The sequence below is a fragment of the Paraburkholderia sp. BCC1885 genome (assembly GCF_900996235.1).
In the GTDB taxonomy this organism is placed as follows: Bacteria; Pseudomonadota; Gammaproteobacteria; order Burkholderiales; family Burkholderiaceae; genus Paraburkholderia.
Genome location: NZ_CAAJGM010000230.1, coordinates 147,912 through 172,656, shown reverse-complemented (window position 1 = coordinate 172,656; position 24,745 = coordinate 147,912). Strand labels below are relative to the sequence as shown.

The following is a 24,745-nucleotide window of genomic DNA, read 5'->3' as shown; positions in this document are numbered from 1 at the left end:
CGGGTTGGTGGTTCAGGACGCCGCGCCAGCCAGTCCGCGAGGCGCCGGAACCAGCGCTTCGTGCTCGCCGTCTCGCAGCAGGATCAGCGGATAGCCGAAGGCGCGGCTCGCGAGTTCCGGCGTCAGCACGTCACGCACCGCGCCCGCGTAGGCTGCGCCCGTGCCGTCGAGCAGCAGCGCATGGGTGGCAAAACGGCGCGCCAGGTTCAGGTCGTGGCACGAAAACACCACGGTACGCTTTGGCTCACGCGCCCAGCCACTCAAGGCCTCGAGGCAGTCGATCTGATGATGCAGGTCCAGATGCGAAAGCGGTTCATCGAGCAGCAGCAACGACGCATCCTGGCACAACACGCCGGCCAGCGCGACACGCTGACGCTCGCCGCCCGAAAGCGACAGCACGTCGCGCGACGCGAAACTCGCGAGGCCGAGCAGATCGAGCGCGGCATGGGCGGCGGCGCGATCGGCTTCGCCTTCCCAGCCCCAGCCTGCCAGATGCGGAAAGCGGTTCAGCATGACGATGTCGAGCACGCTGGCGCTAAATGCATCGTGCGCGCTTTGCGGCATCAAGGCGCGGCGTCGCGCGAGTGAAACCGGCGGCCAGTCGGCGACGCGCACGCCGTCGAGTTCGACTTGGCCCGCTGCGGGCGCCAGCAAACCCGCGAGCGCGGAAATCAGCGTGGTCTTGCCGGCGCCGTTCGGTCCGGCGATGCACCAGACTTCGCCGGGATAGAACGTGTGCGTGAAGCGTTCGAGCAGCGTGCGTTCACCGGCGCGCAGCGTGATCTGCTGCACGCTCAGCGTGGCATGAGTGGATGGAGAGGAGATGGGGGTCGTCATCGCGGCCTGCGCAGCAGCATCCATAGAAACACCGGCACGCCGATCAGCGCCGTGATCACGCCCACCGGTAACTCAGCCGGCGCAATCGCCGTGCGCGCGATGAGGTCCGCGCCCATCACCGCCACACCGCCGCCGAGCGCGGCCGCCGGCAACAGCATGCGCTGATCGTTGCCGAACGCGAGCCGCAACGTATGCGGCACGACCAATCCCACGAAACCGATGGCGCCGCCCGTGGTCACCGCCGCGGCGGCGGCAAGCGACGCCACCAGGTAGACACGCAACCGCAGACGCACCACCGAAACACCCAGCGCCTGAGCCGCCGCATCGCCGCGCAACAGCACGTTGAGTTGCGGCGCCGCCGGCAGAATCGCGCTTAGCACGATCGCCAGCGCAACCAGCGCGAGCCAGGGCACGCCGCCGCCATTCAGGTCACCGGTCAGCCAGAACAGCATGCCGCGCAACCGGTCGTCCGGTGCGAGCGTCAACAGCAAGGTGATGAGCGCGCCCCACCCGGCGGCGATCACCGCGCCCGTGAGCAGCAGGCGCGGCGAGGTGTCCTGCGGTTCGCCGCGCCACAACTCGCGGCGCGCGAGACCCAGCACCAGCAGGATCGACGCGAACGCCCCGGCGAATGCGCCGGCATCGACGAGCCACCACGCGCAACCGGCCATCATCGCAAACAGCGCGAAACTGGCTGCGCCGCCCGACACCCCCAGCACGTATGGCTCGGCGAGCGGGTTGCGCAGCAACACCTGCAGCAGCGCACCGGCCACGGCGAGCAACGCACCGCACGCGAAACCGGCCAACGCGCGCGGCAGACGCAGCGATCGCACGATCTCGCCCGCGAGGTCCGCCGAGGCGACGCCGTGCGCCGGCTGCGGTAAAAGCGCCGCAAAAACGCGTGCAGGCGTGAGCGGCACGCTGCCGAGCGCGAGCGAAGCGATCAGCACGGCAAGCGCCAGCGCAGCGAGCACGCACCAGATCGCCGCTGCGCGACGCGCGTGCATGAGCGGCATCCGACGCACGGACATACGGTTCATCCGCGCAGCCTCAGCGCCTGCAACACGGCATCAACGTGCAATGGCTTGGGTGAAAAACGGGGCGTGACGCGATTCGATCCCGGCATAAAGGTGGGCCAGCTCATAGTCATTGTTCGAGAGATCTTGCTGGATTTTTGTGACCGCGTCACACGGCCTTCCCACGCCTGGCTTGCAATGGCACACTCGCGGGTTTGCGTTTGAACGTGCTTGAGCGCGCCTGTACTCATTTGAATCGTGCGGTCGCGGCCGGTCTGGATGAGCGGGCGAATCCGCCGCCATCTTTGTGATCGGGGCGGTTCGCCGCGGCGGACGCCGTTCCCCATCGTTCGTTTAACGGCACACGATAATAGTAGGAAAAATAGCGCGGGGTCATCAAAGTGCCGCAAGTTTATGAGCGCCGCAATAGCCCGTCAAGAAAGCGCAAGACGTGCGGCTTCGATGCGCTCGCGGACGCTCAAATGTCAAATCGCCGCGACATACCGGCTCATTGCGCCAGCGAAGTCTGCACAAAGCGATGCTGTTACGTCTCGAAACGAGACAATTGTCGGAACCTGCGACATTCCGCGCTAAAATGCCATGTCTTTAGAGGACGCAGCACATGCTCACCGAACTCGAAACACTTTCACAGAATATCGGCAGGCTGATTTCGATCAGCCAGCGCCATAACGAAGCGCGTCAAGCGCTCGAAGCTCAGCTCGCCCAGGTGCGCGCCGAAGCCGATGCAACACGCGCTGAACTCGCGCAGATGCGCGACGAACGCGACGCGCTGCAAGCGGAGCGCGATGCATTGTCGGCGAAGATCGACGACGCCCAGGTGCGCCTGAATGCGATCCTCGAAAAATTGCCCCGTGCACGCGCTCATAGCGAACCGGACAGCCAGCTCGACCTGCTCGCGCCCGCGCACGATTCGGAGCATGACGTGCCGCACGAAGAAGAAGCCGGCAGCGCCGTCACCCGCCACGGAGAAAACGCATGACCACCAAGCAGATCGAAGTATCGATTCTCGGCCAGCCGTATCGTCTCGCCTGCTCGCCGGAAACCGAAGCTGCGCTGCTGGAAGCGGTGGCTCGCGTCGACGCCGAGATGTCGAAGATCCGCGCCAACAGCAACGTGCGTGGCGTCGATCGCATCGCGGTCATGGCTGCGCTTTCGCTTGCATCGGAATTGCTCAAGCTGCAAGCCAGCGTCCGTCACGGAGAAGCATTTCCCGCCGAGGAAATCCGGCGTACAATGCACCAGATGAACGAACAGCTTGGTACTGTGATTCAACAGTACAGCATGCAGTAAAAAGGTTTAAAGTAGCTGTACGGCCAAATTCTGATTCAAGTGTGGAATTCAAGCGAAGTGCATGATCAGGCATCAGCCCGCACTTGAGTTCAATCAGTTTAGCTTCCCTGCCTGGTTCGCCAAGGTCATATATTCCTTGAACCAATGCCATGTGCACGGTTGTGGAAATTTGCAGCACGGGTGTGCGCGTCACTCTGTCTGATGTACCCGAAGTGCTGCTAACTGCGACCAATTCTGAACTCCCGGTTCAGGATGCCGGCCTAGCGGCTAAGGCGGGGACCTTATCAAACGGCATCGGACATGGGTCCGGTGCCGTTTTTCTTTGGGCCGGCATTTTTGTGGCTTCATTTTTGCGAGCCACGCTTTTAGGCCTCGATTTGCGGCGTTTTCCCCTTCTTTTCAGCGTTCAATTCGATTCATGCGCTACTGGCTAATGAAGTCCGAACCGGACGAAGCGAGCATCGATCACCTCGCCAACGCCCCCAAACACATTCTGCCGTGGACCGGCGTGCGCAATTATCAGGCGCGCAATTTCATGCGCGACGCCATGCAGATCGGCGACGGCGTGCTCTTCTATCATTCGAGTTGTCCCGAGCCGGGCATCGCCGGACTCGCCGAGGTGGTGTCGACGCCCTACCCCGATCCCACGCAATTCGACGCGAAGAGCCCGTACTACGATCCGAAATCGACGCGCGAGACGCCGCGCTGGGTCCTGGTCGACGTCGTGTTCAGGAAGAAAATCCCCTTGATTCCGCTTGCCGCGCTGCGTGAGCACGCGGAACTCGCGGACATGCGAGTGCTCGCCAAAGGCAGCCGGCTGTCGATCACGCCGGTGACCGAAGCCGAGTGGCGCTTCATCACCAGGCGGCTCGTTTAGGCCCGTTTAGGCTCGTCCAGGCATACATAGACTTGTGCAGGCTGGATCAGCTTCGCGCGGCCCCGCGCGGGCCGATTCCCAAGCGCAACTGCACGCGAACCCACATCACACGCCGCGCATGCGCGTCACCGCAAGCTAATTGTCAAGTTGGGGAACCAAGGCGGCGCGGCGACGACTAATCCGGTCGCAAGCGTCGTGCCATCGGCTAGAACGGACCGTGCCGATGCCGCGCCTGCACACCGTTATCGCGCATCACCCGCTCAAGCAAGGAGTCTAATAATGACGCAAAAAACCGCACGTGCCGTCGCCCTGGCCATGGCCCTCGCCGCTCCGCTCGCCTTCGCATCGGCCGTTGCGCACGCGCAGGGTGTCACGCAAGCCGAACCGTCCGGCGTGCTGTCGCTGAACGCGCAGTCCAGTGCCGAGGTCCCGCAGGATGTCGTCGAGATCACCCTCTTCTACGAGCAGGAAGCGAGCGACCCGTCCACGCTCACCGGCACGCTCAACCAGCGCGCCGATGCCGCGCTGCGTCAGGCCAAGGGTGTAAGCGGCGTCAGCGCGCGCACCGGCTCGTTCTCGATCGCCCCTTCGACGGATCGCGACGGGCGCATCTCCGCATGGCGCGGCCGCACGGAAGTGGTCCTCGAATCGCATGATTTCGCAGCGGCGACCAAACTGGCCGGGCAGATGGCGTCGAACATGCAGGTCGGCAACGTGCAGTTCTCGCTGTCGCCCGAAGCACAGCGCGCGGCGGAACAGAAACTCACCGGCGAAGCGATCGCCTCGTTCCGTCAGCAGGCGAGCGCCGGCGCGCAGGCATTCGGCTACACCAGCTATTCGATCCGTGAAGTCACCGTCGGGCACAACGGCGTCATGCCACGCCCGGTGATGATGATGAGCGCGCGGGCGATGGGCGCCGACGCGAAGATGGCCGCGCCGCTGCCGCTGGAAGCGGGAACGTCGACGGTGACGGTGAATGTGTCGGGGTCGGTGCAGATGAAGTAAAACGCCACGGAAAGCCGTGCTTTCCGCAGCGTTTTTATTCAATGCGTGCCGCACCAGCGGCACGCCCTGCTTCTACTTCAATTCGCGCCAACCGCGCCGGCCGCTTCGCGCCCACGGCGCCGATAAGCCCATACCAGCATGATGATGCCGGCAAGGATCATCGGCATCGACAGCCACTGTCCCATCGACAGCCCCATCGCCAGCAAACCCAGGAAGTCATCCGGCTCGCGCGCGAATTCCACCGTGAAGCGCGCGAGACCATAGCCGATCAGAAACACCGCGGAGATCGCCCCCATTGGCCGCGGCTTGCGCGAGAAGAACCACAGCACGAAGAACAGCGTAATGCCTTCAAGCGCGATCTCATACAGTTCCGACGGATGGCGCGGCAGCATGTGGTATTGCGCGAAGATATCGTTCAGATGCCACTTCGCGGCCAGTTCCGGATGCTTCGTCAGCCAGATGGCGTCGTCGTTCGAAGCGCCCGGAAACATCATCGCCCAGGGCGCATTCGGATCCGTGACGCGGCCCCACAACTCGCCGTTGATGAAGTTGCCAAGGCGTCCCGCGGCGAGCCCGCTCGGCACCATCGGCGCGACGAAATCGGTGACCTGCAGCCACGAACGCTTACGCTGGTAGGCAAACAGCACCATCGCCAGCGTGACGCCGAGAAAGCCGCCGTGAAACGACATGCCGCCTTCCCATACCTTGAAGATATCGAGCGGATGGGCGAAGTAGTAATCGGCCTTGTAGAACAGCACATAGCCGAGACGTCCGCCGAAAATCGTGCCGAGCACACCGTAAAACAGCATGTCGTCGATGTCTTTGGCGGTCCAGCCTTGCGCCGCGACGTATGGCAGACGCAAACGCAGCCGGCCGACGACGATCGCCAGGATGAACGCCACCAGGTACATCAGGCCGTACCAGCGGACGGCGAGCGGCCCCAGATGGAGCGCGATCGGGTCGAAATTGGGATGAATGTGCATCGTATTGTTATGGGTAGTTCAGGTTCAAAAGCGGATTCGATAATATGCGGCGGGCTGGCGTTGGACGGCTCATCCGGCAATGCGTTCGCCACGGGCCGGCAGTAACGTGCAAACAGGCCGGCAAAACGCCCGCGAAAAACGCAAAACGCGCAGTGTAAGCCGGGCAGCTTTCACTCCGCGCATCGCGCGCCTCATCGCGGCAGACCGGCCTGCGCTTCGACGCTCGCCGCATGCGCCTGCACGATGTCGATAAACCCGGCCAGCACCGGACTCACCTGCGCGGTGCGCCACACCAGCCCGGTCTCGATGGCCGGCACCGATTCGCGCAGCGGCCGGTACACGACACCGGTGCGGCGCAGGTTACGCAGCGACTGCGGCACCAGTGCGACACCCATGCCCGCCGACACCAGGCTCACGATGGTCTGCATCTGGATCGCCTCCTGGCCGATGCGCGGCGTGAGGCCGGCCACGCCGTAGCAATCCATAATGATGTCATAAAAGCCTGGCGCGAGACGCCGCGGAAAGATCACGAGCGGCGCATCGGCGACATCGCGCAGGCTGATCGGCGCGTCGAGCCATTCCGCGATGGTCGCGGCGCCACCGTCAGCGCCGCGCCCTTCGAGGCGCGCGGCCGTCTCCGAGGACATCGCAATCACCAGCGGCTCACGCGCGATCGGCAGCCACGACAACTGCGCGGCATGCCGCGGCGGCAGCGGCGCGATCACGAGTCCGGCGTCGATGCGGCCGGCCACCAGCTCGTCGATCTGGACGTCGCTGGTGGCTTCGGTCAACTGCAGCCGCACCCGCGGATGGCTCATGCCGAAATCACGCAGCAGCGACGGCAGCAGGCCGTAGTCCGCGGTGGACACGAACGCCAGCGACAGCACCCCCGCCTCGCCGCGCGCGAGACTTTGCGCGAGTGGGCGCAGCGCCTCCGCGCTGGCGAGCAGGCGGCGCGCCTCGGGCAGCAGATCGGCGCCCACCTGGGTCAGCTCGACCGAGCGCTTGGTGCGCGCGAACAACTCCACGCCCAGCGTCTCTTCCAGCGCGCGGATGGCCTGCGAGAGCGGCGGCTGCGTCATGGAAAGGCGCACAGCCGCGCGGCCGAAGTGTTTTTCTTCGGCAACGGCAATGAAATAGCGCAACTGACGCAGATCCGGCGTGACGGGCAACATGATTGATATGTTTTTCGACCTAATGAGGCCACAATAATACAGTGCACGCGCGCCTGGAAAAACTGCCGTCGCGCGGACTGCGCCGCCATCCAAACCACCTAAACTGAACAGAACGGAGCTGAACCGCGCCGCACAGGTTGAGCTCGCCACCTGCCGCGCCGATCCGATCCATGGCGATCCGAAAGGCCGGCGCAACAATCAGAACAACACCGGAGCCCGTATGCCCTACAACCGCCGCTCGAAAAACATCACGCAAGGCGTGGCGCGCTCGCCGAACCGCTCGATGTTTTATGCCCTCGGCTACCAGAAGGACGACTTCGACAAGCCGATGATCGGCATTGCCAACGGCCACTCGACGATCACGCCCTGCAACGCCGGCCTGCAACGTCTCGCCGATGCCGCCGTGGCCGCCGTCAAAGGCGCCGACGCCAATCCGCAGATCTTCGGCACGCCGACCATCTCCGACGGCATGTCGATGGGCACCGAGGGAATGAAGTATTCGCTGGTGTCGCGCGAAGTGATCGCCGACTGCATCGAGACCTGCGTGCAAGGTCAGTGGATGGATGGCGTGGTGGTGATCGGCGGCTGCGACAAGAACATGCCGGGCGGCATGATCGGCCTCGCGCGCATCAACGTGCCCGGCATCTACGTGTACGGCGGCACCATCCGTCCGGGTAGCTGGAAAGGCGTCGACCTGACCATCGTGTCGTCGTTCGAGGCAGTGGGCGAATTCACCGCGGGACGGATGTCGCAGGAAGACTTCGAAGGGGTCGAACAGAACGCCTGCCCGTCGACGGGTTCGTGCGGCGGCATGTATACGGCCAACACGATGAGCTCATCGTTCGAGGCGCTCGGGATGTCGCTACTGTATTCGTCGACCATGGCCAATCCGGATCAGGAGAAAGTGGATTCGGCTGCCGAGTCCGCACGCGTGCTGGTCGAAGCGGTCAAGCAGGACCTGAAGCCGCGCGACATCATCACGAAGAAGTCGATTGAAAACGCCGTGGCCGTGATCATGGCCACGGGCGGCTCGACCAACGCCGTGCTGCACTATCTCGCCATCGCCCACGCGGCGGAGGTGGAATGGAGCATCGACGACTTCGAACGCATGCGACAGAAGGTGCCGGTGCTCTGCAACCTGAAACCGTCGGGCCAATACGTGGCGACGGATCTACACAAGGCCGGCGGCATCCCGCAGGTCATGAAGATCCTGCTCGACGCCGGCTTGCTGCATGGCGATTGCATCACCATCACCGGCAAGACGCTCGCCGAAGAACTGAAGGATGTGCCGGCGAGGCCGCGCGCCGACCAGCAGGTGATTTTCCCAATCGAGAAGGCGCTGTACAAGGAAGGCCACCTCGCGATCCTGAAGGGCAACCTCGCGGAGGACGGCGCGGTGGCCAAGATCACCGGCCTGAAGAACCCGGTCATCACCGGACCGGCGCGCGTGTTCGACGACGAACAAAGCGCGCTGGAAGCGATTCTCGCTGGCAAGATCCAGGCCGGCGACGTGATCGTGTTGCGCTATCTCGGACCGAAGGGCGGCCCCGGCATGCCGGAGATGCTCGCGCCAACCTCGGCGATCATCGGCAAGGGACTCGGCGAAAGCGTCGGCCTCATCACCGACGGCCGGTTCTCTGGCGGCACGTGGGGCATGGTGGTGGGCCACGTCGCGCCGGAAGCCTTCGTGGGCGGCACGATCGCCTTGGTGCAGGAAGGCGATTCGATCACCATCGACGCCCACCGGTTGCTCCTGCAACTGAATATCGACGACGCCGAACTGGCACGCCGCCGCGCGGCATGGCAGCAACCGAAGCCGCGCTACACGCGCGGCGTGCTGGCGAAATATTCGGCGCTGGCGCTGCCGGCCAACAAGGGCGCGGTGACAGGCTAGACCGGGAACATCCGCGGTCCCATAGCCCGCCCGAAAAGCCAAAGGGGCGCACGAAAAACCGTGCGCCCCTTTCCTTTTATAATGCCTGACACAAGTCGGTCACCTGCACCGACGGAGACCAGAATGAAAACAATGTCGTATGCAGCCATTGCGCTGGCGGGCACGCTCGCCATCGGCGCCGCAGCGCGGGCCGAGCCGGCTCCCGGCCTTGCGCTCGCGCAGCAGCAGAACTGCATGAGCTGTCATTCGGTGACTCGCCCGTTCATGGGACCCGCGCTGCACGACGTCGCCGCGAAATATGCCGCGCGTCCGGACGCGGAAAGCTATCTCGCGCATAAGATCATCGACGGCAGCACGGGCGTCTGGGGCCAGGTGACGATGCCCGCCAACACCCAGCTCACGCCCGATCAGGCCGCCATCCTCGCCGGCTGGATTCTGACGCTGAAATAAGCGCCACGCCGTGCGCGCTCGGGCGCCGTCAATGCTCGCTCGAACGCCGCGCCAATTCTTCGTTGACCGCTTCGCGCACCCAGCCGGTCATCTCCGTTTCGAGCGCCAGTGCAACTTCCCGCGTGATCTGGTTGACGAGCCACATGGTGTGATCTTGCAGTGCATCACGGCAACGCGCTTCGATCACCTCGCGCCCTTCGCCCGTCAGATAACTCGCAAAACGCCCGCGCAGACGGTCGGCCAGCAGGTCGGCATCGAGGTTGTGAACCGGCGCGGCCGGAGCCGTCGCGCGGGAGAAATGGAACGCCGGGTTGGGTTCGAAAGGCTGCGTGGGCTCGGCCGGTTCGGGCAAATCGGTGTATTCGAACGGCTCCGGCGCCGAGGCCAGTTCGAATGGCGCCGGCGGCTCGGGCAGGTCAAAGGCGTGCACCTGGGCCGCCGTCACGGCATGCACGGTCACGCCGTCAGCCGGTTCCGCGGCATAGTCGGCATAGGCGGCGGACTCGGCGGAAGCGTCGAACCCGCTGGCCCCGGACGGCGCCTGCGCAACAGCCTCGCCGTGCAAAGGCCGGGCGTGCTCGGGCTTGCCGGGCACGAGGATGTCGTTCAGAACCGGGATGGAGGTATCGAACGTAGTATCGGACGAATCGGGCACGAATAGACTCCGTCGATGAATCAGGCGATCAGGAAGCGGCGCACTGCCGGCCAGCGCAGCCGGCTGCCGGTGGCAGCGCCGGGCCGAACCGGACGCGGCAGCGCGCTGCCGTCAACCGCCCTGCTTGTAGTTATTTAGAGCATAGCCGCGATCGCGGTAGAAGCGATAGCGTTCACGCCCCGCGGCCAGCTCGTCCTGTGCGTTACCGACCACTTCCAGCAACCGTTCGAAACGCGCGAACTGCCCCGGCACCTCGGCACCGAGGTTCAGCAGCACCTGATAGTGCGGTACACGTTCGAGACTGGCCGCCAGCACGATGGGAGTCTGCGCGGCGAGCGCATTGTCCGCCATGCAGTGCGGCACGAACTCGAGCGGCGCGAAAGTCCACAGTTGCTCGTCGAAGGCGCGCAGACGCGCAGGCTCGGCCAGCACGATAGTCGGCTGGCCGGCCAGATACGCCTTGCGCACGAGGCGGCACGCATACAGCAGCGAATCACCGACGTTCGAGTGAAAATCGATTCTCGTCATCGGCTTCGCCTGCGCGCCTCAAGCAGTGCGTCGGTACTGCGCCCGATCATTGTGCAGCGCGACCGTCCGCGGCCCGATCGATCAGGAACTGCGCCAGCAGCGGCACCGGACGACCCGTTGCGCCCTTCGCGGCGCCGCTCTTCCACGCCGTGCCGGCGATGTCGAGGTGGGCCCACGGGTACGCTTCGGTGAAGCGCGACAGGAAGCACGCCGCCGTGATGCTGCCGCCCGGACGCCCGCCGATGTTGGCGAGATCCGCGAAATTCGACTTCAGCAGATCGTGATATTCCTCGTCGAGCGGCATGCGCCAGGCCGGGTCCGACGCCTCGCGCGAAGCGTCCAGCAGTTCGCCCGCCAGCGCGTCGTCCTTCGAGAACAAGCCGCTGTTATGGTGACCCAGCGCGATCACGCAGGCGCCCGTCAGCGTGGCCACATCGATCACGGCAGCCGGCTTGAAACGCTCGGCGTAGGTGAGCGCGTCGCACAGGATCAGGCGCCCTTCCGCGTCGGTGTTCAGCACTTCGATCGTCAGGCCCTTCATGCTGGTGACGATGTCGCCCGGCTTGGTGGCGGTGCCGGACGGCATGTTTTCGCAGGTCGGCACGATCACCACGAGGTTGATCTTCAGCGCCATTTCGGCGACGGCGCGCAACGTGCCGAGCACCGAACCGGCGCCGAGCATGTCGTACTTCATTTCGTCCATGCCCTCGCCCGGCTTCAGCGAGATGCCGCCGGTATCGAAGGTGATGCCCTTGCCGACCAGCACCACCGGCGCGGCCTTGGCAGCGGCGCCCTGATACTGCAGCACGATGAACTGGGGCGGTTCGACCGAGCCGCGCGTCACCGACAGAAACGAGCCCATGCGCAGCGCTTCGAGCTGCTTCTGGCCCAGCACTTCGACCTTCAGCTTCCAGTCTTTGGCGAGCTTCTTGGCGGTGTTGGCGAGGTACGTCGGCGTGCAGACATTGCCCGGCAGGTTGCCGAGGTCGCGCGTCAGGTCCATGCCGTTGGCGAGCGCCGCACCCTGCTTGGCGGCGAGCTTGGCCGCTTTTTCGTCGCCGCTGTCCACGCTGAAGACGACGCGCTTGAGCGCGCGGGGCGTGGTGTCCGGCTTGCTCTTCATCTGCGTGAACTTGTACGACAGTTCGCGCAGCGCGAGGATGGCGGTGCGTACGCCCCAGTCGGCGGTGCGTTCGAGCACCGGCAACTGCGCCAGCGTGAAGGTCACCTGAACGATCCTGGTGGCCAGAATGGCGCGCCAAGCGGCCCGCACGGCGTCGCCGTAGGCTTTCTGGCTGAAAGCGTCCTGCTTGCCGAGGCCCACCAGCAGAACGCGTGAAGCGCCGATGCCGGACACTTCGTGCAGGAACAGGGAGGTACCGCTCTTGCCGTCCATGTCACCGGCTTTGATGATGCGGGTCAGGAGACCCTTGGTGGCCGCATCGATCTCCAATGCGGCGCCCGACAGCGTTTGTGACTCGAAAATGCCGATCACGATGCAATCGGACTTCCCAGTCAGGAACCCGTTCGAAGAGCCTTTGCTCCAATCACAGGCTTTTATGCTAAAGTCCATCGCGCTTGTCCTCGGATAAAATCTGGGCTTAGGATGAAAGCCGCAATTATCCGCTATTTTTCCCGCGGCGGCTGCACGGGTCTGACGGGATCAACCCGGACGTACCTGAAGGCACGCACTCTCATCATCAACAATGATCTTTGAACGCTCCCTCCAGCGCGAACTCGCGTACACGGCTGGTGCCGTGTTCATGGTTCTTCTCACGCTCGTGCTGACCACGATGATGATCCGGATCGTCGGCTTCGCCGCCTCCGGAGAAATCGATCCGCGCGACGTGCTGGTCCTGATCGGCCTGACCGTGATCGGCTACCTGGCCATCATGCTGGTCGCGACCCTGTTCGTCTCCATTCTGTTCGTCCTGACACGCTGGTACAAAGACTCCGAAATGGTGGTCTGGCTGGCCTCGGGCGTCAGTTTGACGCGCTTCATCCGGCCGATCGGCGTGTTTGCGACGCCCATCATCATCCTCATCATGTTCTTCGTGTTCGTCGGCTGGCCGTGGTCGAACCAGCAGAGCAAGCTGATCCGCGCGCGCTTCCAGCAGCGCGACGAGGTGTCGCTGCTCGCGCCTGGCCAGTTCCGCGAATCGGCGGTGAGCCACCGCGTGTTCTTCATCGAGAAGATGTCGCCCGACCAGGCGCGCGTCGAGAACGTCTTCGTGACCAGCACCGAAAACGGCAAGGTCAACGTGGTGGTGTCGAAAACCGGCCACACCGAGACGCACAAGAACGGCGACCGCTTCGTCGTGCTCGAAAACGGCCGCCGTTACGACGGCGAGCCCGGCAAGCCGGACTTCCGCATCATGGAATTCGAAAAATACGGCGTGAAAATCCAGAGCCAGCCGGTGGTCAACACCCCGACCACCACCGGCACGCCGACGCCGGAACTGCTCCGTAACCCCACCAAGGACAACCTGGCCGAGTTCGCGTGGCGCGCGGGCTTGCCGCTGATTGCCATTAACCTGATGCTGCTCGCCATTCCGCTTGCCCACCAGAATCCGCGGCGCGGCCGCACGCTCAACCTCGTGATGGCCGTGCTGGTTTATCTGACGTATTCGAACCTGCTGAACGTGGTGCAGTCGTGGGTCGAACAGGGCAAGATGTCTTTCCCGGTGGGGCTGCTCGGGCTGCACATCATCGTGGCGGGGATCGTGGCGATCATTTTCTGGCTGCGCGTGCGCAATCGTCCCTTGTTTAGCAGGACGATGTTCCAACGCTCGTCGCAGGGAGCCTGACCGATGCGGATCTATGAAAAGTACTTCGCAAGCCAGGTCTACCTCACGTTTCTCTTCGTCCTGTTCGCGTTCTCGGGTCTGTTCTTCTTCTTCGACCTGATCAACGAACTGAACTCGGTGGGCCACGGCAACTACAAGTTTCAATATGCGGTGCTGCGCGTGGCGCTGCAAACGCCGTCGCGCTTCTACGAAATCATTCCGGTGGCGGCGCTGATCAGCGCCATCTACGTGTTCGCGCAGATGGCGGCGAACTCGGAATACACGATTTTCCGCGTATCGGGTCTGGCGACGAATCAGGCGCTGCGCTCGCTGCTGAAGATCGGCATCCCGCTCGTGATCCTCACTTACATCATCGGCGAGGTGGTGGGACCGTACACGGACCAGCTGTCGGAACGGGTGCGGCTCGAGGCATTGGGGTCGGCGGTGTCGACCAACTTCGAGTCGGGCGTATGGGTAAAGGACACGCTGACGGCGCGCGCGGATGGCGAACAGGTGACGCGTTTCGTCAACGTCGGCAAGCTGCAGCCGGATGCGACCATCACGAACGTGCGCATTTACGAATTCGATTCGAAATTCCGTCTGTCGAACGTGCGGATTGCCCAGAGCGGCACGTTCCAGCCGCCGGGCCACTGGCTGCTGAAGGACGTGACGGATACCCAACTGATCGACGTCCCGCCGCCGGCCGGCACGCCGCAGGACGCGCTCAATCCGGTGTACCGCGCGAGCCAGACCACGGTGCCGGAATACTCATTGCGCTCGGAACTGACGCCACAGATTCTCTCGGTGCTGCTGGTGTCGCCGGACAATATGTCGATGTTCAACCTGTTCCGCTACATCCAGCATTTGCAGCAGAATCATCAGGACACGCAACGATATGAAATTGCGCTGTGGCGCAAGCTGCTGTATCCGTTCGCGGTGCTGGTGATGCTGGTGCTGTCGTTGCCGTTTGCGTATCTGCATACGCGGGCAGGTGTGGTGGGCGTGAAGGTGTTCGGCGGGATCATGCTGGGCATGAGCTTCCAGCTGTTCAATACCTTGTTCTCGCACGTGGGGATGCTGAATACCTGGCCCGCGCCTTTGACGGCGGCGACGCCTGGGTTGGTGTATCTCGTGCTTGGGCTGGTTGGGTTGAAGTGGGTGGACCGACATTAGGGGCTGCCATGGCGTTGCATGGAATTGTGCTTTTTGGACACGGCGCGCGGGATTCCCGCTGGGCTGAGCCTTTTCAGCGTCTGGCCGAAAAGCTGCGTGTGTCGCATGGCGCCGCTGGCCCCGTTTCGCTGGCTTTTCTTGAGTTGATGACGCCGGATTTGCCCACTGCTGTGGCCGAGCAGGTTGCGCTTGGGTGTTCCGCTGTTACTGTCGTGCCTGTTTTTTTTGGACAGGGCGGGCATGTGCGGCGGGATTTACCCGCGGTACTCGATGTTTGTCGCGATGCGCATCCTGGGGTTTCGATTCGATGCGCTACCGCTGTCGGGGAGGATGACGGGGTGCTGGATGCTGTGGTTGTTTATTGCCTTCGGCAGGTGTAGGTTTAGCGGTTTTTTTGCCTGCGGCGGGTTGGTGGTTGGTCTGGATGTTTTGGCCTTTCCTTGCTTTGTTAGTGGTCTATTGGCCATGCCCCTGTGCGGGGCGGCACTTACTTTCTTTGCCGCCGCAAAGAAAGTAAGCAAAGAAAGCGGGCTGCAACCGCTAGCCTGTAGGTGTCCACCACTTGCTTGACGCCGGAGTGGTCCGAGACGAGACCATCCATCGCATTTACCCCGTTCGTGACAAGGCGCTCATTCATCCCGCCAGCGCACTTCGTGCGCGGCGGATAGGTCAGCTTATAACGGGGCGTGTGATGAGGGAGTAGGTGGACCTGAAAATATTCGGAGGCCTAATCAATACGCGACGCGCGCAGCCCACCGAAGAAGTTATGCCCAACGGCGGGGCGCGCAGCGCGACGCCGGAACGGATGAGCCCTGTGTCATTAGGAGTTGGTGATGCGAGAGAACATCTCGTCTTGGGCCGTTCCCGGTTGCAGACCGGGATGGCTCACTACGGGCTGGCGGTTGCAGCCCGCTTTCTTTGCTTACTTTCTTTGCGGCGGCAAAGAAAGTAAGTGCCGCCCCGCACAGGGGCAACGCTAATAGACCACTAACACAGCAAGGAAAGGCCAAAAAACCAGACCAACCACCAAAGCGTCGCGAAGACAAAAAAACCCCCTCACGCCACCCTCAACCCCCCATCCAAACAAGAAACCCGCCCCTCACCACTACGATCCGCAAAGGCATCCCCAATCATAAGAAGACTAGGCTGCGCCGCATCAAGCCACTCCTGCGCCGCCCCAGCGGCAAGCTCAGACAAAGTAAGTGTGAGCATCCGTTCACGAGCCGTGCTACAGGCTTCGACGATGGCCACCGGCGTCGCCCCATCGCGCCCTGCATCGATAAGTTGCCGAGCAATCTCAGGTCCACTATCCCGGCCCATATAAAACACCAGCGAATCCGCATTCACCTGCTCGCGGATAGCCTGCGTATCGGCGGCCCGGCTATGCGTCGCCAGCGCAACGCTACGCGATACCCCGCGCAGCGTCAGTGACCGCTTCAGCGAAGCCGCACTCGCCAACGCGGCCGTAATCCCCGGCACGACTTCATACTCGATGCCGGCCGCCTCGAGTGCCCGCATCTCTTCGTCGGCGCGGCCGAACAGCATCGGATCGCCGCCCTTCAGGCGCACCACCACTTCGTGCTCCTGCGCCGCATCCACGATCTGCTTGTTGATGAACTGCTGCGCCGTCGATAGCTGCCCGCACCGCTTGCCGACCGCAATTCTGCGCGCATGCGAAGGCGCATAGCCGAGCATCGCCGGTTCGACCAGCGCGTCGTGCAGCACTACATCCGCCATGCCAAGCAGCCGCGCGCCCCGGACCGTGATGAGATCCGCGGCCCCAGGCCCTGCGCCGATCAGATACACCTTACCCATTTGCCTCTACCCCATTCATCCGGTTCGTGCAAAACCCGTCGCCGCAAGCGCGCAAACCGCTTCGCGAAGCCGTTACTGAACCACGTGTCCTCTAAGCTCTTATGCCGAGAACGCCCGGATCATCCCGGCCGCCACCGTGTGGTGGGTCGCCTCGTCGATCAGCACGAATGCGCCCGTCCCCTGGTGCGAATCGTACACGTCACACACCAGCGGCTTTTGCAGCGTCAGCGCCACCCGGCCAATGTCGTTCATCGTCAGATCGAGACGGTCCGTTGCGTGCGACAGCGTGTGCACGTCCAGCACCTGTCTGATTGCGCCAATTCGCGCGAACACGGTGTTGGTGGTCTGCTTCAATAGATACTTGCGTTGCGTCGACAGCGGCGTGTCGTCGAACCAGCAGAGGTCGGCCTCCAGCTTCTTCGCCGGTTCCGGCGCTGCTTCGCGCAGCACGAACGTATCGCCGCGCGAAACGTCCACGTCTTGCGCGAGACGAAGCGTCACCGTCTGGCCTGCAAAGGCGCGTTCCACATGCGCCGTGCCGCCCGGCACCGGTGCGATGATTTCCGCCACCGTCGCTTCGCGGTTCGCCGGCAGCACCACGATCGTGTCGCCCACCTTCACTTCGCCCGCTTCGATACGGCCCATGTAGCCGCGGAAATCGTCCGCCTGGCTGCCGTCCTGGCGCGCCACCCATTGCACCGGGAAGCGCAGCGCCTGACCCGTCGGGATCGACACCGGCAGTGCTTCGAGCAGGTCCAGCAGCGGTTCGCCCGCGTACCACGGCATGCGTTCGCTCGCCGTCACGATGTTGTCGCCCTTCAACGCCGACACCGGCACGAAGCGCACGTCGTTCAGGCCCAGCTGACGCGCGAGTTCCACATACGCATCGCGAATCTCGTTGAAGCGCGTTTCGCTGTAGTCCACCAGGTCCATCTTGTTGATCGCCACGATGGCGTGCTGCAAACCGAGCAGCTTGACGATCGCGCTATGGCGCTTGGTTTGCGGCAACAGTTGCGCCACGCCATCCACGAAAGTGACGCGGGTGGCGTCCACCAGGATGATCGCAGCGTGCGCGGTCGAGGCGCCCGTCACCATGTTGCGCGTGTACTGCTCGTGACCCGGCGTGTCGGCGATGATGAACTTACGCCTGGCCGTGGCGAAGTAGCGGTACGCGACGTCGATCGTAATGCCCTGCTCGCGTTCGGCTTCGAGGCCGTCCGTCAGCAGCGAGAGGTCGATTTCGTCGCCCACGGTGCGCTTGTTCTTGGCGCGTGACAGCGCGGAAAGCTGATCGCTCAGCACAGCCTTGCTGTCGTACAGGAGACGCCCGATCAACGTGCTCTTGCCGTCGTCGACGCTACCCGCGGTGATGAAGCGCAGCACGCCGAGGTCTTGCGGTTGTTGAATGCTCATGATGTTCCTACGGTCGTGTGCTTAGAAATAACCTTGCTTCTTGCGCTGTTCCATCGCGGCCTCGGAGACCTGATCGTCCATCCGCGTGGCGCCGCGTTCGGTGATTTCGGTGACGGCCGTTTCGGCGATGATCTTTTCCAGGTCGTCGGCATCGCTTTCCACCGGGCAGGTGCAGCTGATATCGCCCACCGTGCGGAAGCGCACCTGGGCCATTTCGCTCGTCTCGCCGTCACGCATCGGCGTGAGCGGCGTCACCGGCACCAGCAGGCCATTGCGGCGCACGATCTCGCGTTGATGCGCGTAGTAGATCGACGGCAGTTCGAGCTGTTCGCGGGCGATGTATTGCCACACGTCCAGTTCGGTCCAGTTCGAGATCGGGAACACGCGCAGGTGTTCGCCGTTGTGCAGACGCGCGTTGTACAGGCTCCACAGTTCCGGGCGCTGCGCCTTCGGATCCCATTGGCCGAATTCGTCGCGGAACGAGAAAATCCGCTCTTTGGCGCGGGCCTTTTCTTCGTCGCGGCGCGCGCCGCCGATCAGCGCGGTATAGCCGTACTGTTCGATGGTTTCGAGCAGCGTCACGGCCTGCGCGGCATTGCGCGAATCCGTCTCGCGGCGCAGACGCACAGTGCCGCGCCTGATCGAATCTTCCACGTGACCCACCACCAGCTCCGCGCCGATCTCCGTAGCGCGGCGATCGCGGAAGTCGATCACTTCCTGATAGTTGTGGCCCGTATCGATGTGCACCAGCGGAAACGGCAGCACGGTCTTGCGATTCGCGCCGAGACCGAACGCCTTCAAGGCCAGATGCAGCACTACCACCGAGTCCTTGCCGCCCGAGAACAGCAGCGCGGGCTTGCTGCATTCGGCGACCAGTTCGCGCAGAATGTGAATCGATTCAGCTTCGAGCCAGTCGAGGTGATCCATCCGGTTCGCCGGGTGGGTGAGCGGTGCATTGACAGTGGAATCGAGCGTGGTGCTCATGTTCGGGTCCTTCGTGAGTTCGTGTCGCAGGCGGCTGCCCGCGTCACGCAAAGATTCTATCGAGAGCCATGCCGGCGTTCAGGCCGAGGCGTTTTCGCTGACGACCGCAATCGGGATCGTCGTGATGTGCAGGCCGCATTCCTTCGTATCGCGCGACTCCCACCACCAGCGTCCTGCCCGGCTGTCCTCGCCGGGGCGGATGGCCCGCGTACACGGTTCGCAGCCGATGCTCGGATAACCGCGCGCATGCAGCGGATTGACCGGCACGTCGAACGCCGTCAGGTACGCCCACACATCGGCTTCGGTCCAGTCCGTGAGCGGATTGAACTTGGCGATATTGCGCGCGGCGTCGTGCTCTTCCTCGTGCAGTTCGGCACGCGTCACCGATTGCTCGCGGCGTTGACCCGTGACCCACGCGCTCACATCCGACAACGCGCGGTTCAGCGGCTCGACCTTGCGGATCTCGCAGCAACGCTTGCGCAGATCGACGCTTTCGTAAAATGCATTCAGACCATGCGAGGCGACGTATTCGTCTACCGCCGCAGCCTGCGGGTGAAACTGTTCGATCTCGTACCCGTAGCGCTCTTTCACGCGATCGAGCATGCCGAGCGTTTCGGCATGCAGACGGCCGGTGTTCAGCGAGAAAATGCCGATCTTCACGCCGCGCGACAAAATGGCGTGCGTGAGCAGCATATCTTCCGCAGCGAGGCTGCTGGCGAGCTTCACATTCTCGTGACGCGCCGCGATCGAATCGAGCAGCATGTTCAGCCGCTCGATCTTCGCCGTGAGTTCGGGCGTCACGGAAGCAGCGGCACTCATGCCGATACCTTTTGCGCAAGAGCAGCGCTCGCCGCTTCACGACGGCGGAACAGCGGCGACGGGTTGTCCACCGCGCCCTGATACTGCACGGTGAATTCGTCGAACGCTTTCAGCGCGTCGTGCAGGTCTTTATCCGCGCGCACCGCGTAGGCGTCGAAACCACAGCGGAACATGAACGTCAGTTGATCGCGCAGCACGTCGCCGATCGCGCGAAGCTCGCCCTTGTAGCCATAGCGCTCGCGCAGCAGGCGTCCAATGCTGTAGCCGCGGCCGTCACGGAACACCGGGAAATCCACGCCGATCAGCGCAATCTTGTCGAAATCGGCCACGATATCGGCCGGTTCGCTGTCCGCCGCGAGCCATACCGCAATCTCGGCGGCACTGCGCGAAGCCGTCAGCGCGTCACGCTCGGTCTGCCACAAAACCAGCGGCACGATGATCTTGCCGGCCGGCAACGCGTCCACGGCGGGCAAGGCGCCGTCTTCCGCGGCGCGCACCACCGTCCAGTCATCGTTGACGATCGTGCGGTTCTTGATGATAGAAGCCATCTGTTCAGTATCCTTTGTCGCGGTTACGCGTGAGCCGGTTGACGCGAGGCGTACACGCGTTCCTTGAACGGGGTGATGCCGATGCGGTTGTACGTTTCGATGAAGCGCTCGCCTTCAATGCGATGCTCCACGAATGTGTCGATCACCTTCGACATCACATCCGGCATCTCTTCGGCCGCGAACGACGGACCTATCACGCGGCCAACATGCGCGCCGGTGGCGCCCGTGCCCTGCTCGCCGCCGAGCGTCACCTGATACCACTCCGAGCCGTCCTTATCGACGCCCAGAATGCCGATGTTGCCGATGTGATGGTGACCGCAGGCATTGATACAGCCCGAAATGTTCAGCGACACGTCGCCAAGGTCGTATACGTAGTCGAGATCGTTGAAGCGCTCCTGAATAGCCAGCGCAATCGGAATCGACTTCGCGTTGGCCAACGAGCAGAAATCGCCGCCGGGGCAGGCGATGATGTCGGTCAGCAAGCCGATGTTCGGCGTCGCGAATCCTTGCGTCTTGGCCTTTTCCCACAGCTCGAACAGGTCACGCTTCTTCACGTTGGCGAGAATCAGGTTCTGCTCGTGCGACACGCGAATCTCGCCGAGCGAATACTGATCGGCCCAGTCGGCCACGGCTTCCATCTGTGCATCGGTGGCGTCGCCGGGGGCGATGGTGGTCGGCTTCAGCGACAGCGTCACCGATGCATAACCGGTCACCTTGTGCGGACGCACATTGCGCTCCACCCAGCGGGCGAAGCCGCGGTTTTCCAGCAGATGCTTTTCGAACGAGGCGTCGGTGTCCGGCAGCTTTTCGTACTGCGGCGGCGCGAAATACTGCGAGACGCGGTCCACTTCGGCCTGCGTCAGCGTGGACGGGCCATCCTTCAGATGCTGCCACTCCTCTTCCACCTGAGCCGAGAACTTCTCCGGGCTCAGTGCCTTCACCAGAATCTTGATGCGCGCCTTGTAGAGGTTGTCGCGGCGGCCGTAGCGGTTGTACACCCGCAGGACAGCTTCGACGTAAGTCAGCAGATGCTGCCACGGCAGATCGCGGCGGATGATCGCGCCGATAATCGGCGTGCGGCCCATGCCGCCGCCGGCCAGAATGTCGACCACCAGTTCGCCCTGCTCATTTTTCTTCAGATACACGCCCAGATCGTGAATTTGCACGGCGGCGCGGTCTTCCTGCGAGCCGGAGACGGCGATCTTGAACTTGCGCGGCAGCCACGCAAATTCCGGGTGGAACGTCGACCATTGACGCAGGATTTCAGCCCACGGACGCGGATCCACGACCTCGTCAGGCGCCACACCGGCGAACTGGTCGGCCGTGATGTTGCGGATGCAGTTGCCCGAGGTCTGGATGCCATGCATCTGCACGGCCGCCAGCTTGCGGAGGATTTCCGGCGTTTCTTCGAGCTTGATCCAGTTGTACTGGATATTCGTGCGCGTCGAAAAATGGCCGTAGCCGCGGTCGTGTTCGCGCGCGATGGTGGCCAGCACGCGCATCTGATCGCTGCGCAGATTGCCATAGGGAATCGCGATGCGGTGCATGTACGCGTGACGCTGCATGTACAGACCGTTCTGCAGACGCAGCGGACGGAACTCCTCTTCGCTCAATTCGCCCGACAAGCGGCGGCGAACCTGATCGGCATATTGCGCGACCCGTTCATCGACGATGGTCTGGTCGTACTGATCGTATTGGTACATTCGGGGACCCCAATTTTGCGTTACACGCCGCGCTCCGGTTGCGCCGCGCCGAGACCTCTGCCTTTGCCACCAAGGCTGAGCGGAACCTTTAGACCCGCCGCTCAGGTGCTAATGACAAAAACAGATATCCATATTGAAAAAGATGGGGAAATAGTAATAAACTCCCCATATACTTCAAACGACTAAAAAATTCTTTTGATATGCGCAGAGGTTATATATGAACCTGCACCAGTTCCGCTTCGTGCGCGAGGCCGTGCGGCAGAACTTCAACCTCACCGAAGCCGCCAAGGCACTGTATACAAGCCAGCCTGGCGTCTCGAAGGCGATCATCGAGCTCGAAGACGAGCTAGGCGTCGAAATCTTCACCCGGCACGGCAAACGCGTGCGCTCGTTGACCGAACCGGGCCGCATTATCCTCGCTTCTGTCGAAAAGATCCTACAGGAGGTTGAGAGTCTGAAGCGGGTCGGTAAGGATTACGCGGCGCAGGACCAAGGCAACCTCGTGATTGCCGCCACTCACACACAGGCACGCTACTCACTTCCGGCCGCCATCGCCGAATTCAAGAAGCGCTTTCCAAAAGTTCACCTTTCGATCCTGCAAGGCAACCCCACGCAGGTGGCGGAGATGGTGATCCACGACCAGGCGGATCTGGCCATCGCCACCGAGGCCATCTCCAACTATAAGGAGCTGGTCTCGCTGCCGTGCTTTCAGTGGCACCACGTCGCGGTAATGCAGCCGGACCACCCGCTGCTCGACCGCAAGCTGCTGTCGCTGGACGATCTGACCCAATATCCGCTGATTACTTACGACAACGCGTTCGCCGGCCGCACCAAGATCAACGAGGCGTTCCGCCTGCGCGGGCTCGTGCCGGACATCGTGCTGGAGGCAATCGACGCCGACGTGATCAAAACCTACGTCGAACTGGGGCTGGGCGTCGGCATCATGGCCGATATCGCCTTCAACGCCGAGCGCGACCGTCATCTGCGGGCCATGCCGGTCGGGCATCTATTCGGCAGCAACGTCACGCGCGTGGCGCTCAAGCACGGCGCCTACCTGCGCAGCTATGTGTATACGCTCGTCGAACTGCTGTCGCCGAGCATGAACCGCAAGCTGATCGAGCAGGCGCTCAAGGGCGAGCACGAGAGCTACGAGCTTTGAGCCGGATTCGCCGTTCCTTCTTCCCTTTTCCGCTGTTCTTGCCGCGTTGCGCCACGGAGACCTTCGAATGACGTCGTATTACAAGACCCTGCGCGGCCTCGCCGTGCTCGGCGCCCTGTTCGCCGCCACGGCCGCACATGCCGACCTGAAAGTCGGCGTCGATCTGTCGAGCACCGGCCCGGCGGCCGTGATCGGCATTACCAGCAAGAACGCCATGCTAATGTGGCCGGACACGATTGCCGGCCAGAAAGCCGAGTACATCATTCTCGACGACGGCTCCGACCCGGGCGCCGCGGTGCGCAACATCCACAAGCTGATCAATGAAGACCACGTCGACGTGATCGTCGGGCCCAATATCACGCCGGCCGCGATGGCCGCGCTGGACCCGGCGGCGGAAAGCCAGACGCCGATGATCACGCTGGTCGGCTCGGCAAGTGTCGTCGAACCGCAGGAAGGCAAGCGCGTGTGGGCCTTCAAGATGGCCCAGACCGACAGCGCGATGGCCGATGTGATGACGCGCTACATGTCGAACCACAATGTGAAGACAGTGGGCTTCATCGGCTTCGCGGACGGCTACGGCGAAAGCTGGCTCAACGAGTTTTCGAAGTTCGCGGCGCTGCGCCATATCCAGCTGGTCGCCACCGAGCGCTTCAATCGCACGGACGCGAGCGTGACGGGTCAGGTGCTGAAGCTGATGGCCGCGCACCCCGACGCGATCCTGATTGCCGGCGCCGGAACGCCGACGGTGCTGCCGCAGCGGACGCTGATCGAACGCGGCTTCAAGGGCCCGATCTATCAGACGCACGGCATTGCGACGCCGGAATTCATCAAGCTGGGCGGCAAGGATGTCGAAGGCACGCTGTTTCCGACCCAGCCGGTGGTGGTGGCGCGCACGCTGCCGGCCGATCATCCCGCGAAGAAGGCGGCGCTGGCTTTCGTCAATGCGTATGAAGCGAAGTACGGTCCGGGTTCGGTCACGCAGTTTGCCGGCGATGCGGCCGGCGTGTATCCGCGCCTGCAGGATGCCGTGGCGCGCGCGCTGAAAACCGCGCAACCGGGCACGCCGGCCTTCCGTGTCGCGCTGCGCGATGAACTGGAGCACGCGCATGAGCTGGTGGTGCCGAACGGCGTAGTCAACACCAGCGCGAAGGATCACGTTGGGCTGGATCAGCGGGCCAGCGTGATGGGTATTATCAAGGACGGGAAGTTTACGTATCTCAGCCAGTAACCGAGCCGCCAACACCCGGGCCGGGGCCGCGCCGCAATCAGGCGCGAACCCGGCGGATGTTGTTACAGTAGTCGTCTTTCTCCCCGCCAGCCGTCTCCCATCATGCGCACTACCCGAGCCATCCACGCCGTCGAACGGCTGAAAGCCCGCAGCGGCAACCCGCAGTTCGCGGCGATCAGCCTGTCCGGCGGCCTGTTTTATCTGGTCGACAAATCGAGCGGAACCGATAAGAAAGTTTCCGATCCGCTGACACTCGACGATTTCGTCAAATTCGTCGATGGCTTCGGGCCGCCGAAGCCGCGCAAGGCGAGCAAGCTCGACCTGGCGTTCGAAGAGCAGATCAGGAACAGCAAGAGCTAAGGACCGCGCACCCACGTGCCGCGCGC

At 63.2% G+C, this 24,745-nt stretch carries 25 protein-coding genes and 1 other RNA gene; 13 read left to right on the top strand and 13 right to left on the bottom strand.

The window, feature by feature from the left end:
- Positions 1 to 12: 12 nt before the first annotated feature.
- Both FQ755_RS28640 and FQ755_RS28635 read right to left on the bottom strand, forming a co-directional pair.
- The gene (locus FQ755_RS28640; RefSeq protein ID WP_144158793.1) at positions 13 to 837 is read right to left on the bottom strand and encodes an ABC transporter ATP-binding protein; all 825 of its coding nucleotides are present in this window, start codon (positions 835 to 837) and stop codon (positions 13 to 15) included.
- Positions 834 to 1,877 (bottom strand): FecCD family ABC transporter permease, encoded by a 1,044-nt coding sequence (locus tag FQ755_RS28635; RefSeq protein ID WP_409937778.1) that lies wholly within the window; start codon positions 1,875 to 1,877, stop codon positions 834 to 836. Before FQ755_RS28635 ends, FQ755_RS28640 begins: the two co-directional genes overlap by 4 nt.
- Positions 1,878 to 2,475: 598 nt before the next feature.
- On the opposite strand from FQ755_RS28635, the gene FQ755_RS28630 reads away from it, so the two are divergent.
- The 5 genes from FQ755_RS28630 (at position 2,476) to FQ755_RS28610 (ending at position 5,046) form a co-directional block, all read left to right on the top strand.
- Complete coding sequence (locus FQ755_RS28630) at positions 2,476 to 2,853, top strand: ATPase (protein ID WP_144158787.1); 378 nt, start codon at positions 2,476 to 2,478, stop codon at positions 2,851 to 2,853.
- The gene (locus tag FQ755_RS28625; RefSeq protein WP_144158784.1) at positions 2,850 to 3,164 is read left to right on the top strand and encodes a cell division protein ZapA; all 315 of its coding nucleotides are present in this window, start codon (positions 2,850 to 2,852) and stop codon (positions 3,162 to 3,164) included. The genes FQ755_RS28630 and FQ755_RS28625 overlap by 4 nt, the downstream gene beginning before the upstream one ends.
- Positions 3,165 to 3,265: 101 nt before the next feature.
- Positions 3,266 to 3,447, top strand: a non-coding RNA gene (ssrS, locus tag FQ755_RS28620) — 6S RNA.
- 135 nt (positions 3,448 to 3,582) lie between these two features.
- Complete coding sequence (locus tag FQ755_RS28615) at positions 3,583 to 4,041, top strand: EVE domain-containing protein (protein ID WP_144158781.1); 459 nt, start codon at positions 3,583 to 3,585, stop codon at positions 4,039 to 4,041.
- 279 nt (positions 4,042 to 4,320) lie between these two features.
- Complete coding sequence (locus FQ755_RS28610; protein ID WP_144158778.1) at positions 4,321 to 5,046, top strand: SIMPL domain-containing protein; 726 nt, start codon at positions 4,321 to 4,323, stop codon at positions 5,044 to 5,046.
- 77 nt (positions 5,047 to 5,123) lie between these two features.
- Here FQ755_RS28610 and lgt read toward each other — a convergent pair whose 3' ends face one another.
- Positions 5,124 to 6,029, bottom strand: coding sequence for a prolipoprotein diacylglyceryl transferase (lgt, locus tag FQ755_RS28605; RefSeq protein ID WP_144158775.1), 906 nt, complete (start codon positions 6,027 to 6,029; stop codon positions 5,124 to 5,126).
- A gap of 191 nt (positions 6,030 to 6,220) precedes the next feature.
- Complete coding sequence (locus FQ755_RS28600) at positions 6,221 to 7,204, bottom strand: LysR family transcriptional regulator (RefSeq protein ID WP_144158772.1); 984 nt, start codon at positions 7,202 to 7,204, stop codon at positions 6,221 to 6,223.
- A 220-nt stretch (positions 7,205 to 7,424) separates the two neighbouring features.
- Between FQ755_RS28600 and ilvD the strand changes: the two genes are divergently transcribed.
- Together ilvD and FQ755_RS28590 are read left to right on the top strand one after the other, a co-directional pair.
- Positions 7,425 to 9,098, top strand: coding sequence for a dihydroxy-acid dehydratase (gene ilvD, locus FQ755_RS28595; RefSeq protein WP_144158769.1), 1,674 nt, complete (start codon positions 7,425 to 7,427; stop codon positions 9,096 to 9,098).
- 123 nt (positions 9,099 to 9,221) lie between these two features.
- Positions 9,222 to 9,548, top strand: a complete 327-nt coding sequence (locus tag FQ755_RS28590) for a c-type cytochrome (RefSeq protein WP_144158766.1) — start codon at positions 9,222 to 9,224, stop codon at positions 9,546 to 9,548.
- 28 nt (positions 9,549 to 9,576) lie between these two features.
- On the opposite strand, the gene FQ755_RS28585 is transcribed toward FQ755_RS28590, so the two are convergent.
- The 3 genes from FQ755_RS28585 to FQ755_RS28575 all read right to left on the bottom strand — a co-directional run bounded on the left by FQ755_RS28585 (position 9,577) and on the right by FQ755_RS28575 (position 12,304).
- Positions 9,577 to 10,203, bottom strand: coding sequence for a DUF2486 family protein (locus tag FQ755_RS28585; RefSeq protein WP_144158763.1), 627 nt, complete (start codon positions 10,201 to 10,203; stop codon positions 9,577 to 9,579).
- 111 nt (positions 10,204 to 10,314) lie between these two features.
- Entirely contained in the window at positions 10,315 to 10,731 is a 417-nt protein-coding gene (locus tag FQ755_RS28580) for a DNA polymerase III subunit chi (RefSeq protein ID WP_144158760.1), read from the bottom strand.
- Between the two features lie 46 nt (positions 10,732 to 10,777).
- Positions 10,778 to 12,304: a leucyl aminopeptidase gene (locus FQ755_RS28575; protein ID WP_144158757.1), complete on the bottom strand. Its 1,527-nt coding sequence runs from the start codon at positions 12,302 to 12,304 to the stop codon at positions 10,778 to 10,780.
- A gap of 133 nt (positions 12,305 to 12,437) precedes the next feature.
- Between FQ755_RS28575 and lptF the strand changes: the two genes are divergently transcribed.
- The 3 genes from lptF to FQ755_RS28560 are packed head-to-tail and all read left to right on the top strand — an operon-like array spanning position 12,438 to position 15,070.
- Positions 12,438 to 13,538, top strand: a complete 1,101-nt coding sequence (gene lptF, locus FQ755_RS28570; protein ID WP_144158754.1) for an LPS export ABC transporter permease LptF — start codon at positions 12,438 to 12,440, stop codon at positions 13,536 to 13,538.
- Positions 13,539 to 13,541: 3 nt separating this feature from the next.
- Complete coding sequence (lptG, locus tag FQ755_RS28565; protein ID WP_144158751.1) at positions 13,542 to 14,690, top strand: LPS export ABC transporter permease LptG; 1,149 nt, start codon at positions 13,542 to 13,544, stop codon at positions 14,688 to 14,690.
- An 8-nt stretch (positions 14,691 to 14,698) separates the two neighbouring features.
- Positions 14,699 to 15,070, top strand: a complete 372-nt coding sequence (locus FQ755_RS28560) for a sirohydrochlorin chelatase (protein ID WP_144158748.1) — start codon at positions 14,699 to 14,701, stop codon at positions 15,068 to 15,070.
- 676 nt (positions 15,071 to 15,746) lie between these two features.
- On the opposite strand, the gene cobA is transcribed toward FQ755_RS28560, so the two are convergent.
- The 6 genes from cobA to FQ755_RS28530 form a co-directional block, all read right to left on the bottom strand.
- On the bottom strand, positions 15,747 to 16,505 hold the full coding sequence (gene cobA, locus FQ755_RS28555) for a uroporphyrinogen-III C-methyltransferase (RefSeq protein WP_144158745.1): 759 nt from the start codon (positions 16,503 to 16,505) through the stop codon (positions 15,747 to 15,749).
- A gap of 99 nt (positions 16,506 to 16,604) precedes the next feature.
- Positions 16,605 to 17,921 (bottom strand): sulfate adenylyltransferase subunit 1, encoded by a 1,317-nt coding sequence (locus tag FQ755_RS28550; RefSeq protein WP_186308690.1) that lies wholly within the window; start codon positions 17,919 to 17,921, stop codon positions 16,605 to 16,607.
- Between the two features lie 18 nt (positions 17,922 to 17,939).
- Positions 17,940 to 18,902: a sulfate adenylyltransferase subunit CysD gene (gene cysD, locus FQ755_RS28545; RefSeq protein WP_144158739.1), complete on the bottom strand. Its 963-nt coding sequence runs from the start codon at positions 18,900 to 18,902 to the stop codon at positions 17,940 to 17,942.
- Between the two features lie 78 nt (positions 18,903 to 18,980).
- On the bottom strand, positions 18,981 to 19,721 hold the full coding sequence (locus FQ755_RS28540) for a phosphoadenylyl-sulfate reductase (protein ID WP_144158736.1): 741 nt from the start codon (positions 19,719 to 19,721) through the stop codon (positions 18,981 to 18,983).
- A complete protein-coding gene (locus FQ755_RS28535; protein WP_144158733.1) occupies positions 19,718 to 20,269 on the bottom strand; it encodes a DUF934 domain-containing protein in 552 nt (183 codons plus the stop codon). Before FQ755_RS28535 ends, FQ755_RS28540 begins: the two co-directional genes overlap by 4 nt.
- A 23-nt stretch (positions 20,270 to 20,292) precedes the next feature.
- Complete coding sequence (locus tag FQ755_RS28530; RefSeq protein ID WP_144158730.1) at positions 20,293 to 21,972, bottom strand: nitrite/sulfite reductase; 1,680 nt, start codon at positions 21,970 to 21,972, stop codon at positions 20,293 to 20,295.
- A gap of 217 nt (positions 21,973 to 22,189) precedes the next feature.
- On the opposite strand from FQ755_RS28530, the gene FQ755_RS28525 reads away from it, so the two are divergent.
- From FQ755_RS28525 to FQ755_RS28515, 3 genes are all read left to right on the top strand, one after another.
- Complete coding sequence (locus FQ755_RS28525) at positions 22,190 to 23,131, top strand: CysB family HTH-type transcriptional regulator (protein ID WP_144158727.1); 942 nt, start codon at positions 22,190 to 22,192, stop codon at positions 23,129 to 23,131.
- Between the two features lie 67 nt (positions 23,132 to 23,198).
- Positions 23,199 to 24,359 carry an ABC transporter substrate-binding protein gene (locus tag FQ755_RS28520; protein WP_144158724.1) on the top strand — a complete coding sequence of 387 codons (1,161 nt, stop codon included), beginning with the start codon at positions 23,199 to 23,201 and terminating at the stop codon, positions 24,357 to 24,359.
- 102 nt (positions 24,360 to 24,461) lie between these two features.
- Positions 24,462 to 24,719, top strand: a complete 258-nt coding sequence (locus tag FQ755_RS28515; protein WP_144158721.1) for a hypothetical protein — start codon at positions 24,462 to 24,464, stop codon at positions 24,717 to 24,719.
- Positions 24,720 to 24,745: the final 26 nt, after the last annotated feature.